Genomic DNA, 12435 nt, shown 5'->3' with positions numbered 1-12435 from the left:
CAGGATCAGGGCCGGAACGGCAGGCCCGGCCTGATCCTGACGTCCTCAGTCAGACCTGAAGACTCACGGCACCAGGACCGGCACCGTTCTTTCGGTCTGCCGGATTTCCAGGGGCGTCGCGCCGAAAGGATCGCCATCGACCTGGGCGGCGACATGTTCGCGCGCGGCGATCGTGGCGGTGGTGAAGGGGCGCACCAGCGCGCCGTGCGCCTTGTGGATCCGGCCGCAGACCAGCGCAATTCCGTAGCGCAGGGTCGACCAGGGGTCGTCGCGTTCCAGAACCAGCATGTGCAGGCCGGAATCGGTCGCCCCACCCGGGCAGATCACGAAGGGGCCGCCATAGTGCCGGGCATTGCTGGCAACGGCGAATTTTCCCGAGCATTTTTTACCGTCCAGCACGATGTCCAGGGAAGTGGCCTTCCGGCTCAGGCCGATCCGGAGCGCGGTGAGAACATAGGCGAGTTTGCCCAGCCGCCGCTTCAGCGACAACGGCACGGCATGAACGACCTCTGCATCGAATCCGGCGGAAGCCATGAGCACGAAGGGCCGGCCGTTCGCGAGGCCGTAGTGCAGCGGTGCGGTCTTGCCTGCGCAGATCATCTGAGCGATCGCCCTGGCGTTGCGCGGCAGGGACAGCTCGAGCGCGAGCACATTGGCCGTTCCGAACGGAATCACGGCAAGCGGCGGCGGCGCGGGATGGTCCATGAAGCCGTTGAGTGCCTCGTTGATCGATCCGTCGCCGCCGGCGATAACGAGTGTCTTAACGCGCAGGTTCGGGTCGGCGCAGATCTCCCCGATCTCGCCCGCGTGCCGGGTCAGCCGGATCACGGTCTTGTGGCCAAGATCCTCCAGATGCTTGCGGACATTGTCCAGGAGATCGGCCTTGTAGCCGCCCGAGGTCGGATTGGCCATGATCAGCACCGTGCCTGCGGTGTCGCGCACCATGGTGCGCGCTGACGCCGGGCCGGACCACCAGAATATTCCCACACACAATCCTTTACTAACCGAAGCCGGCCTCAGGTCCCGTCCTCATCTTGTGAGGACACAGCCGATGGCTTACCCGCCGCCCTTATAGGGCGCCATGCCGCCGCGCGCCAGTTCGTCCGCACGTTCGTTGTCCGGATGGCCCGCATGCCCCTTGACCCAGTGCCAGGTCACGTCATGGCGCTCCCTGGCCGCATCGAGAGCCTGCCACAGTTCCGCGTTCTTGACCGGCTTGTTCTGGGCGGTGCGCCAGTTCTTCCGCTTCCAGCCCGCAAGCCATTCCCTGATGCCGCTGCGCACATAGGTGCTGTCCGTGTAGAGATCGATCACGCAGGGCCGCTTGAGGGCGTTGAGCGCCTCGATGGCGGCCTGCAGTTCCATGCGGTTGTTGGTGGTTTCCGGCGCGCCGCCCTTGAGTTCCTTCTCATGCGCGCCGAACCGCAGGATAGCCCCCCAGCCACCGGGACCCGGATTTCCCGAGCAGGCGCCATCGGTATAGATCGTCACACGGTTGTCGTCGCTCATCGTTTCAATCCGTAGGCCTGCGCCGTCTCGACACTCTGGTGAAAACGCAGTTTCTTCAGATATTCCATCGGGTCCTTCGGCGTGACCAGCGCGCCTTCGGGAACGCTCAGCCAGTCGTACAGCCGCGTCAGCAGGAACCGCAGCGACGCTCCCCGGCACAGCGTCGGCAGGGCATCGTATTCCGCGTGGCTCAGCGGGCGCACTTCGGCATAGCCTTTCAGCAGCGCCCTGGCCTTGGTCACATTGAAGGACAGGTCCTGTTCGAAGCACCAGGCATTCAGGCAGATCGCGATGTCATAGGCGAAAGCGTCGTTGCAGGCGAAGTAGAAATCGATCAGGCCGGACAGCTCGTCGCCCAGGAAGAACACGTTGTCCGGGAAGAGGTCCGCATGGATCACGCCGCCGGGCAGATCCGCGGGCCATCCGTTTTCCAGATGGTCGAGCTCGCGGGAAATCTCCGCGCCAAGGCCCGGATGGACCGTGTCGCACCGCGCCCCGCACTGGTCGAACAGCGGCCGCCAGCCGGAAACGTCGAGGGCATTGCGGCGGAAACCGTCATAGTCCTGGCCGTCGATATGAAGCTCGGCCATGGCCTTGCCGAGTTCCGCGCAATGGTCGACCCGGGGGCGCTTGACCCACATGCCGTCCAGAAAGGTCACCAGCGCGGCCGGACGCCCCGACAAGGTCCCGAGCAACGCGCCGGAGCGGGAGGCGACGGGTGTCGGGCACGACAGGCCTTTTGCCGCCAGATGCTGCATCAGGTTGAGAAAATAGGGCAGATCGTCCGGATTGACCCGTTTTTCGTAGAGCGTGAGGATGAACGACGCCTTGTCCGTGTGGACGAGAAAGTTGCTGTTCTCGACCCCTTCCGCGATGCCCTTGAAGGACAACAGGCGCCCCACGTCGTATTTGCCGATGAAGTTGTTGAGCTCCTCGTCGGTCACTTCGGTATAAACTGCCATGATTTTATCCGGTGGCCGCCCTGGAGGGGCCGGTCGGCTCCCTGAGTTCGCGCGGCAGGTTGAAGGCAATCGTTTCCTCGGCGGTGCGCACCGTTTCGACCGAGACGTTGAATCGGTCCGCAAAAGCGCTGATGATTTCCTCCACCAGGGTTTCGGGCGCCGACGCGCCTGCCGTCAGGCCAAGCGAGGTGATGCCGTCAAAACCGGGCCATTGAATGTCGCTCGCACGCTGGATCAGAACCGAGGTCTTGCAGCCGGCACGTTCAGCCACTTCACGCAGCCGTTGTGAATTGGATGAATTCGGTGCGCCGACAACGATCATCGCATCGACAGCCGGGGCGACTTGCTTGACCGCTTCCTGCCGGTTCGTGGTGGCGTAGCAGATGTCTTCCTTGTGCGGGGCCACGATCTTCGGAAACCGCTCCTGGAGCACGGCGACGATCCCGGCAGTGTCGTCGACGGAGAGCGTCGTCTGGGTGATATAGGCCAGTGGACGGTCGGTCTTGGGTGTGAAGGCGCGGGCGTCCGCTTCTGTCTCGATCAAGGTCACGGTGCCCTCGGGCAACTGGCCCATGGTGCCGATGACTTCCGGGTGGCCCGCATGACCGATCAGGACGATTTCCCGATCGCGCCGGAAGTGGATTTCCGCTTCCTTGTGAACCTTGGACACCAGCGGGCAGGTCGCGTCCAGATAGAACATGTTGCGCGAGCGGGCGTCTTCCGGGACGGCCTTGGGCACGCCATGGGCCGAGAAGATCACCGGCCGGCCGGCGTCTTCGGCCGGAATTTCCTCGAGTTCCTCGACAAACACAGCCCCCTTGGCCTTCAGCCCGTCGACCACGTATTTGTTGTGCACAATCTCGTGACGCACATAAACGGGAGGGCCGTATTTCGCGAGGGCGAGTTCCACGATCTGGATCGCCCGGTCGACGCCGGCACAAAAGCCGCGCGGTGCGCAAAGGCGAATGACAAGGGAAGGTTTGTCTCGTGCGATTTCGGTCATCAGTTGCTTTCGGCGCTCCTGTCTGACCGCAATAAGGGCAGCAGGCCCTGTTCTGTCAAGGGAGGGGTACTGAACCGCGCGTCAATTCAGCCACATTTTGCTGGTTGAAGGTTTGCTTTCAACAAGCCTCGCCAAGTAAATCGTCAGCTGCTATGAAGCTCCGCCGATGAGTGTTGCAGGAATATGGATAGAAGATGAGCAGTGCGAAACCCGCCGTGACCGGTAGAAACCTGAAGGCAATTGTGACCGCGGGCCTTTTGGCCGCGGCCCTGGGCGGCTGCGGGGGTGTTGCGGACGGTGTCGCCGGAAAAGTCATCTCGGGCGGCCAGGAGCCGATCGAGATTTCGCCGGACACCTTTGCACCGCCCGTCGCCTGCCCGCCGATGCAATTGCAGACGGACACCTTCCTGATCATGAAGTATGCGCGCGGCAAGGACAACGACCCGGCCGGGCTGCTTTATCAGGCGTCCCTGGAGGATTGGGCCAACACCTGCACGCTGGAGCCGGACGGCTCCCGCCGCATGAAGCTTGGTTTTTCCGGCAATGTGACCTCCGGACCGCTCTGGAAGGGGGGGGAAGTTGTTCTGCCCCTGCGCATCGCGATCGTGCCCGCCGGAAGCGACGCGAAACCGCTGAGCTCCGAGGTTATACGCATTCCCGTTACGCTGGGAGCCAACGCGCCGAGCGAAACCTGGACGTTGATCGAAAACAAGTTCACGGTGCCGGGAAACCAGGGCGCGAAGGTGGTGTTCGGATTTGACGACAACCGCCGCCGCTGACGCGTCGGATCCGCCCGGGCAAATCCGCCCACCACGCAAGTCGTATATTGACAAGCCCCTGTCGGCCTTTCACAATCGCGCGCAATCGGGATCGTCCCCCGGTTGGCGTGTCGCACAGTTCAACACAGCGGCACGGCAAAGTCTGTGCGGGAGAGGCCGGGTAGAGTAACCCGGCGCCGAAGGAGCAACCGCCCCGGAAACTCTCAGGCAAAAGGACCGCACGGGTTCAAACGCTCTGGAAAGCAGTGCTCCGCGCCATTGTCGTGCGGACTGCTCACCGAAGGAGTAACCGTCCTGACACCTTGTCGGGCGGGAAATCTCTCAGGTACTCGGACAGAGGGGGTGCAGACAGACCAGAGCCCGGCAGGGCCTGTTTGGGACTGCGCAACCCTGAACACGAGGACCGTACATGGCGGAACACGTTGCAGAAACTGATCTGAAACAAACGCCTCTTCATGATCTTCACGTGGAACTTGGTGCCCGCATGGTGCCCTTCGCCGGCTACGCCATGCCGGTGCAGTACAAGGCCGGTATCATGGCCGAGCATCTGCATGCGCGCAGCAAGGCCGGCCTGTTCGACGTGTCCCACATGGGGCAGGCGTTTCTCCTCGGTCCGGATCATGAAACGACCGCGCGTGCCCTGGAAGCTCTGACCCCCTCCAATTTCGTCGAACTCGGTCTTGGCCGGCAGCGCTACACGGTGCTGCTCAACGACGACGGCGGCATCATCGACGATCTGATGGTGACACGTTCCGTCTCCGAAGACGATGACGGCAAACTGATGCTGGTGGTCAATGCGGCCCGCAAGGATGTCGACTACGCCCATTTTCGCGCAAGACTGCCGGAAAACGTCAGCCTGCATGTGGTCGAGGACCGCGCCCTGATCGCGGTGCAGGGGCCGGAGGCCGTTGCCGCTGTCGCCGCGCATGCGCCCGCGGCGGCCGACCTTGCCTTCATGTCGGCATCTTCCATGGAATTCGACGGCATCGACTGCCACGTCGCCCGCGCCGGTTATACCGGCGAGGACGGTGTTGAAATGTCGGTTCCCGCGGGTGCCGCCGAGGCGATTGCCCGCGCCCTTCTGGCCGACGACCGGGTGGCCCCCGTCGGGCTGGGCGCGCGCGACAGCCTGCGCCTGGAAGCGGGCCTGTGCCTGTACGGTCACGATATCGACGAAACCACGTCTCCGGTTGAAGGCGCCATCACGTTCTGCATGCAGAAACGCCGCCGCGAAGAAGGCGGCTTCCCCGGAGCGGACCGGATCCAGCAGGAACTGTCCGGCGGTCCCGGCCGTGTCCGGGTCGGCCTGAAGCTTGACGGCAAGGCGCCGGCGCGCGAAGGCGCGGAAATCGCGCTTGCCGACGGACCGGTGATCGGCACGCTGACCTCGGGGGGCTTCGCGCCCACCGTCGGCGCTCCCATCGCCATGGGCTATGTGCCCACGGAGCACGCCGCAGTCGGAACCGCCCTGGAACTGATCGTCCGGGGCCGGCGCCTGGCCGCGACTGTCGCGGACATGCCCTTCGTGCCGAACCGCTATTACAGAAAACCCAAGCCTTAAGTCTTTCCAGAGAATGGACGTACGAACATGACGACCTATTATTCCAAAGATCACGAATGGATTTCCGTCGAGGGCGACACCGCCACGATTGGCATCACCTCCTATGCCCAGGAACAGCTTGGGGATGTTGTCTATGTGGAACTGCCGGAAACCGGCAAGGCCCTGTCGCAGGGGGATGAAGCCGCCGTGGTCGAATCGGTGAAGGCCGCCAGCGAGGTCTACGCGCCGATCGACGGCGAAGTGGTGGGCACAAACGACGTGCTTGCGGATGAACCGGCCAAGGTCAACGACGACCCTGAAGGTGCGGCCTGGTTCCTGAAACTGAAGATCGGCAACGCCGGTCAACTATCGGATCTGATGGATCAGGCAGCCTACAAGGCCTATGTGGAGACGCTCTAGCTCATGGCAGGTCATCATTACACAGCACTGGTGGAATGGGCCTGTGACGGCGACTATGCCGCCAATGCCTATTCCCGCGGACATATCTGGCAGTTTGACGGTGGACTGAAAATCCCGGCGAGCGCATCGCCAACGGTCGTGCCCCTGCCGCATTCCGTCGAATCCGCCGTCGACCCCGAGGAGGCCTTCGTCGCCGCCATCTCGTCGTGCCACATGCTGTCGTTTCTTGACCTGGCGCGGATGGCGAACTTCAACGTCGCAAGCTACAGGGACAACGCGCAGGGAGAGATGAACCGCGTGGGCCGGGGCAAGATGGCGATCACCAAGGTGATCCTGCGTCCGGAAGTCACCCTTGTGGCCGACCAGGCTCCGGACCCGACATGGCTGACGGACCTGCATGAAAAGGCGCATGAAGTCTGCTTCATCGCCAATTCGGTCAAGTGCGACATCCTGATCGAAGCCGGACCGCTGAAGCTCGCGGCGAAGTAATTTGGGAATCGGGCTGCGCAAGCCTCGCGGCCAGGTCCTTGCCTTTGGACGGTGTCCGTCTCTCCCCACCGTCATTCCGGGCGGCGCGCTGGCGCCGGGCCGGGACCGGGGAGTTCGAACCCGAGAGCCCGAACCCGTGAGCCCGGACCCGTGAACATTTCGGCTTCCCGGTCCCGGATCTCGCTGTGTTCGCCCGGAAATACGATTAGAGAGTATGGCGGCATGCCGCTCCACTCACAGACCAACCCCTTGGGAGCTGCCTGATGCGCTACCTGCCTTTGAACGACACCGATCGCACCGACATGCTTGCGCGGATCGGGGTCAACTCGATTGACGATCTGTTCGCCGACATTCCGCAGGAGGTCCGTTTCAGCGGCCTGCTGGATCTGCCGAAACGCGCCAGCGAGCTGGAAGTGGAACGAAAGCTCTCGGCGATGGCCGCGAAAAACACGGCGGCCGGATCGGTGCCGTTTTTCGTCGGCGCGGGCGCCTACAAGCACCACGTCCCGGCCACGGTCGATCATCTGATCCAGCGGTCCGAATTCCTGACCTCCTATACGCCTTATCAGCCGGAGATCACGCAGGGCACTTTGCAGTACCTGTTCGAGTTCCAGACCCAGGTGGCGCAGCTGACAGCGATGGATGTCGCCAACGCGTCCATGTACGATGGTTCCACCGGCACCGGCGAGGCGGTGCTGATGGCGCACCGGATCACCCGGCGCAACAAGGCGGTTCTGTCCGGCGGACTGCATCCGCAATACCGCGCCGTTGTCGAAGGCCTGTCGGCGATGGCCGGCGACCAGGTGGTCAGCCTGCCGGCGGACCCGAGCGGTACCGAGGACATTCTCGCGCAGATCGACGACGAGACCTCCTGTGTCGTGGTTCAGTCGCCGTCCTTCTACGGTCAGTTGATCGACCTGAAGCCGATTGCCGAAAAGGCCCATGCCCACAAGGCGCTGCTGATCGCCGTCTTCACCGAAGTGGTGTCGCTCGGCCTGATCGAGCCCCCGGGGACCCAGGGCGCCGACATCGTTGTCGGCGAGGGCCAATCCATCGGCAACGGCCTCAATTTCGGCGGTCCCTATGTGGGCCTCTTTGCAACCCGTCAGAAATATGTCCGGCAGATGCCGGGACGCCTGTGCGGAGAGACGGTCGATGCGGAAGGCAAACGCGGTTTTGTGCTGACGCTGTCAACCCGTGAGCAGCATATCCGCCGCGACAAGGCGACTTCCAACATCTGCACCAATTCGGGCCTCTGCTGCCTGGCCTTTACCATTCACATGTCGCTGCTGGGGCAGGCCGGTCTGACGAAACTGGCCCGCATCAACCACACCAACGCGGTCAAGATGAAGACGCTTCTTGCCGGCATTTCCGGTGTCGAGGTTCTGAACGCGGCCTATTTCAACGAATTCACCATCGCCCTGCCGAAACCGGCCGGGGACGTTGTCGAACGGCTTGCCGAACGCGGCATCCTCGCCGGCCTGCCGGTCTCACGGCTGGAACCGGGCAAGGAAAATCTCGCCAATCTGCTTGTTGTGGCTTCGACGGAAATCAACACGGATGAAGACCGGGCCGCTTTTGCAAGCGCGCTGAAGGAGGTGCTGGCATGAGCATGAACACGCAAGGACGCCCGACAAATCCGGGCGAAGCGGACAACGGTTTCCGCCCGAAGACCTTCACCGGCAACCGCGGGCTCGACATGGAAGAGCCGCTGATCTTCGAATTCGGATCGCTGGAAACCACCGGTGTCGATCTGGACGAGGACACGGACGGGAGCGTCGACTTCGAACTCGGCGGCCACCGCCGTCAGGCCGAGATCGGCCTGCCGGGTCTCGCCGAACCGGAGGCGATGCGCCACTATGTGCGCCTGTCGCGCAACAACTACGCCATCGACAGCGGTCTCTATCCGCTCGGCTCGTGCACCATGAAGCACAATCCGCGCCTCAACGAGAAGATGGCCCGCCTGCCGGGCTTCGGCGATATTCATCCCCTGCAGCCGGTCTCGTCCGTGCCGGGTGCGCTGGAACTCATCGACGACCTGGCCCACTGGTTGATGGTCTCCACCCACATGTCCGCAGTCGCCATGAGCCCCAAAGCCGGTGCCCATGGAGAATTGTGCGGCATGATGGCGATCAAGGCTGCCCATACGGCCGCCGGCCGCGACCCGAAAATCGTGCTTGTGCCGGAAAGCGCCCATGGCACCAATCCGGCCACCGCCGCGCTGCTCGGTTACAAGGTCGTTTCCATCGGCGCCAAGGACGACGGCACGGTGGATCTCGTCGCCCTGAAGGCGACCGCCGAAGAGCACAGCGGCAACATTGCCGGCATCATGCTGACCAACCCGAACACATGCGGACTGTTCGAGCGCGACATCAAGCAGATCGCAGACCTGATCCACGCAGCAGACGCGTATTTCTACTGCGACGGAGCCAATTTCAACGCCATCGTCGGCAAGGCCCGGCCCGGGGATCTGGGCGTCGATGCGATGCATATCAACCTGCACAAGACATTTTCGACGCCCCACGGTGGCGGCGGTCCCGGCTCCGGTCCGGTGGTTCTGTCGGAACGGCTGGCACCCTTCGCGCCGTTGCCCTTCATCCGTAAGACGGATGCGGGTCTGGAGCTGGTCGAAACGGACGAGGCGACCGGGGAGGGCGAGCAGCCTTTCGGCCGCATGACCGCCTTTCACGGCCAGATGGGCATGTATGTGCGCGCGCTCTCTTACATGATGAGCCACGGGTCGGATGGCATGAAACAGGCATCCGAGGACGCCGTCCTGAATGCCAACTACATTCGCGTCGGCCTGCAGGACCTGATGAGCCTGCCGTTCGGCGAACGCCCGTGCATGCACGAGGTGCTGTTCGACGACAGCTTCCTGAAGGACACCGGTGTCACCACACTCGATTTCGCCAAGGCGATGATCGATGAGGGCTATCACCCGATGACCATGTATTTCCCGCTGGTCGTCCATGGTGCCATGTTGATCGAGCCGACGGAATCGGAGAGCCGGGCGTCGCTGGATCTGTTTGTCGCAACGATGCGCGATCTGGTCATGAGTGCGCAGCGCGGAGAAACCGGCCGCTTTTCCGGTGCTCCCTATCTTGCCCCACGCCGGCGTCTCGACGAAACCGGAGCAGCCCGCAAGCCGGTGCTGAAGTGGAGCGCGCCGGCACCGGCGGAGGTCACGCCGGCGGCGGCGGAATAGGCGCGGCTTCGGGCCTGCGGTCTTGTCAGTTCAGGCCCCGGTGACCGACCGGGGCCAACTGCCGGAATCTTGGCGTGCTTACCGTATCAGAACGGTGCCCTCATCGGCTTTCGCGCCGAAGATATGCGACGGATTGAGCCACAGAGACGGGTCATCCAGGGGCGTTTGCGGCCCGAGGAGCGGATTGGCAATGCTGATGACCGTGCGCTTGTCGAGCCGCGCGCGCATAATGTCGTCGCTGTAGTATTTCAGAAACAGCCTGTCGAACGAGCCGTCTGAAATCATCCCTCGCAGCCCGCGCTCGATGCGCTCTGCGAGATCGGGGCGTTTTGGCGTCACGAAGTAGTAGATCGGGTGCGGAAAAAACAGCGCGATTTCCTTCTCGACGGCCAGAAAAGGGTATTCCGTCACCCATTGGGCATGTTCGAAATATATCTCGTCAATCCCGCGGCTGAAGGTGATGAAACGCCTCAGGCCCAGCATCTTGAACAGTTCGTCGTTGCCTGGCGCCGTCATGACAGTGAAGCCTGCGGCCTCAAGGGAAGCCGTTGTGGACCATTGAGAACCGGATCCGGTCGGGAGCCTTTTCAGGTCTTCGAGCGTCGAGATCTTTGACAGCATGTTCTGATCCTGCCTGTTAATGAAGAACAGGCGGTACCCTTGCAGCCCTTTGCGGATCGGTATGCGGATCGGAATGAGTTTTTCCTCCCATTCCGGTTTTGTCGGCAAGGCGATGAACTCGATGTTCTCGCCGGAGAGAAGTTCCAGGAATTTCCGGTTGCGGGAGTAAGGCAGTTCTCCCGCGACGCGGCGCTTCGCGGCACCCGGACCTTCCGTGCGTTCGAAGATCTGATGGGTCAGTTCCAGGATAAAGTTCGAGTTCTTTTCCGCACCTATCGTGGCGGTGGGGGCGGCCACGAACAGGAACAGCAGGCCGGCCATCGCAACGGGCCTCAGGAAGGTCTTTATCTTGGGCATCGCTGTTTCGTTCGAACTCGGGTTTGGAATTTCGATCTTCAACAAGATTTGTCCGTATAGTCTGAACAATAAATGAATCGCAACGTAAGAAGTTGTGTCAAACTAATTAAGTATGCGAGAGAGTATTGTTAGAAGTAACGATAACGTTTTGGTCGTCGTGAGGCGTGGCACCTGAAATAATTAAGTAAACTGGACAGAGTTGGGTCGAGTGGCGCTTTCCGGGAGAGCAATTCTGCCCGCGCCGATTCCCGGCCTTTGTATGCCGCATGAAATCTGTCCCGATGAAAGGTACTTGATATATGACAAATAATTTGTCATATTGACAATAATATTTCTGAATAGGTGCCATGAACAATTCAGTCGAACTCTATGAAATTATCCGCCTGATCAGGCCGGTTCACAGGCGTCTTGCCCGGGCGGTCGAGGCGAAACTGGAGGGAACCGGCATCACGGTCGGCATGCGTGCTGTGCTGGAGGTGCTGCAAGAAGCCGGTCCGATGTCGGTACCTGATCTGGGGCGCATGCTCTTTCTGGCCCGCCAGCAGATCCAGTTGCTGGTCAACGAGCTGGAAAAACGGGGACTGGTCGACCGCAGGCCCAACCCCGCACACAAACGCTCGCCGCTGTTCGTCCTGACCCGGGCCGGTGAGGCCGGGTTCGGCGAGATCCGCGCGCGCGAAAACGACGACATAGACAAGATCAGCGGTTTGTTCGAGCAAGAGGATCTTCGTTCGACGCAACGCGTGCTCTGCGCGATGCTTGATCAATTCGCGGAATTCGAAGACGACCCTGATCTGCCGAGAGCCCTGGAGTGACCCCATGTCTACCTTCTGGATCGCACTTTCCATCGCCGGGACAGCTTTGGCCGGCTTGCTGGTTTACACCGGATACTGCCTGCGCAGGTTGGGAACGCCGACAAGGGGCATTGCCATCGACAGGGCGGCCCGTCCGAACCGGGCGCTGGTCGTGATCGACGTGCAGGAGGATTTCACCCGCAACACGGGCAGGCACGCCTATGATCCGGCGATCCGGGACAAGGCGCTGGCCGCCATCGGCAGGGAAATTGCGATTGCCCGATCGGCCGGAAACGACGTGATCTTCGTCCGGAATGTGTTTCGCGGGTGGCTGGTGGTGCTCGCAATGAAACTTGTTGCCGGCGGTATCGGCACGCCGGGGCGGGAAGGCTTGCGGATCGACCGGGCGCTCGATGTCGGCGAGGACCCTGTTTTCGAAAAGTCCATCGGCGACAGCTTTTCCGATCCCGGTTTCGAAGCCTTTCTGGCGGACCGGGCGATCGGCGCGCTCACGCTTGTCGGCCTCGATGCCTGCCATTGTGTGCAACTGACGGCCAGGGGCGCCCTGGCGCGCGGTTACGAGGTGGAGGTCAGGGAAGCCTGCCTGCTGACCGTGACACCGGACAAATGGCCGGCATTGAAGCGAGACATCGGCGCGGCAGGGGCTCAGGTGGCCTGACGCCGGCACTTGCTGTTCGCACGCCAGGCCGGACAGAGGCATGGCAATCCCGAGGGGTGTTCCCGATTGTTTGCCTG

At 62.3% G+C, this 12435-nt stretch carries 13 protein-coding genes and 1 riboswitch; of the genes, 8 read left to right on the top strand and 5 right to left on the bottom strand.

What is annotated here, in order from left to right; genetic code table 11:
* Nucleotides 1–63 precede the first annotated feature (63 nt).
* The 4 genes from AC0VX3_RS22665 to ispH form a co-directional block, all read right to left on the bottom strand.
* A complete protein-coding gene (locus AC0VX3_RS22665; RefSeq protein WP_475522411.1) occupies nt 64–945 on the bottom strand; it encodes a diacylglycerol/lipid kinase family protein in 882 nt (293 codons plus the stop codon).
* Between the two features lie 111 nt (nt 946–1056).
* Nucleotides 1057–1509, bottom strand: a complete 453-nt coding sequence (gene rnhA, locus AC0VX3_RS22660; RefSeq protein WP_342890986.1) for a ribonuclease HI — start codon at nt 1507–1509, stop codon at nt 1057–1059.
* The gene (gene thrB, locus AC0VX3_RS22655) at nt 1506–2471 is read right to left on the bottom strand and encodes a homoserine kinase (RefSeq protein WP_475522410.1); all 966 of its coding nucleotides are present in this window, start codon (nt 2469–2471) and stop codon (nt 1506–1508) included. The genes rnhA and thrB overlap by 4 nt, the downstream gene beginning before the upstream one ends.
* A 4-nt stretch (nt 2472–2475) precedes the next feature.
* Nucleotides 2476–3474, bottom strand: a complete 999-nt coding sequence (gene ispH, locus AC0VX3_RS22650) for a 4-hydroxy-3-methylbut-2-enyl diphosphate reductase (RefSeq protein ID WP_475522409.1) — start codon at nt 3472–3474, stop codon at nt 2476–2478.
* A gap of 194 nt (nt 3475–3668) precedes the next feature.
* Here ispH and AC0VX3_RS22645 point away from each other — a divergent pair, with 194 nt between their 5' ends.
* From AC0VX3_RS22645 to gcvPB, 6 genes are all read left to right on the top strand, one after another.
* On the top strand, nt 3669–4253 hold the full coding sequence (locus AC0VX3_RS22645) for a hypothetical protein (protein ID WP_475522408.1): 585 nt from the start codon (nt 3669–3671) through the stop codon (nt 4251–4253).
* Nucleotides 4254–4390: 137 nt separating this feature from the next.
* Nucleotides 4391–4482, top strand: a riboswitch (glycine riboswitch).
* 180 nt (nt 4483–4662) lie between these two features.
* Entirely contained in the window at nt 4663–5814 is a 1152-nt protein-coding gene (gene gcvT / locus AC0VX3_RS22640; RefSeq protein ID WP_475522407.1) for a glycine cleavage system aminomethyltransferase GcvT, read from the top strand.
* Nucleotides 5815–5841: 27 nt separating this feature from the next.
* Nucleotides 5842–6213: a glycine cleavage system protein GcvH gene (gene gcvH / locus AC0VX3_RS22635; RefSeq protein WP_348145053.1), complete on the top strand. Its 372-nt coding sequence runs from the start codon at nt 5842–5844 to the stop codon at nt 6211–6213.
* A gap of 3 nt (nt 6214–6216) precedes the next feature.
* Complete coding sequence (locus AC0VX3_RS22630) at nt 6217–6702, top strand: OsmC family protein (RefSeq protein ID WP_342890980.1); 486 nt, start codon at nt 6217–6219, stop codon at nt 6700–6702.
* Nucleotides 6703–6965: 263 nt separating this feature from the next.
* Nucleotides 6966–8312, top strand: coding sequence for an aminomethyl-transferring glycine dehydrogenase subunit GcvPA (gene gcvPA / locus AC0VX3_RS22625; RefSeq protein ID WP_475522406.1), 1347 nt, complete (start codon nt 6966–6968; stop codon nt 8310–8312).
* Entirely contained in the window at nt 8309–9907 is a 1599-nt protein-coding gene (gene gcvPB / locus AC0VX3_RS22620; RefSeq protein ID WP_348145045.1) for an aminomethyl-transferring glycine dehydrogenase subunit GcvPB, read from the top strand. Before gcvPA ends, gcvPB begins: the two co-directional genes overlap by 4 nt.
* A 78-nt stretch (nt 9908–9985) precedes the next feature.
* On the opposite strand, the gene AC0VX3_RS22615 is transcribed toward gcvPB, so the two are convergent.
* Entirely contained in the window at nt 9986–10885 is a 900-nt protein-coding gene (locus AC0VX3_RS22615; RefSeq protein ID WP_475522405.1) for a hypothetical protein, read from the bottom strand.
* Nucleotides 10886–11232: 347 nt separating this feature from the next.
* Here AC0VX3_RS22615 and AC0VX3_RS22610 point away from each other — a divergent pair, with 347 nt between their 5' ends.
* Nucleotides 11233–11700: a MarR family winged helix-turn-helix transcriptional regulator gene (locus AC0VX3_RS22610; RefSeq protein WP_475522404.1), complete on the top strand. Its 468-nt coding sequence runs from the start codon at nt 11233–11235 to the stop codon at nt 11698–11700.
* 4 nt (nt 11701–11704) lie between these two features.
* The gene (locus AC0VX3_RS22605; RefSeq protein ID WP_475522403.1) at nt 11705–12358 is read left to right on the top strand and encodes a cysteine hydrolase family protein; all 654 of its coding nucleotides are present in this window, start codon (nt 11705–11707) and stop codon (nt 12356–12358) included.
* Nucleotides 12359–12435: the final 77 nt, after the last annotated feature.

The sequence above is a fragment of the Roseibium sp. QJM3NY_11 genome, from assembly GCF_056173175.1.
The sequence above is the reverse complement of the archived record's forward strand: the minus strand, read 5'-3'. Positions and strand labels throughout refer to the sequence as shown.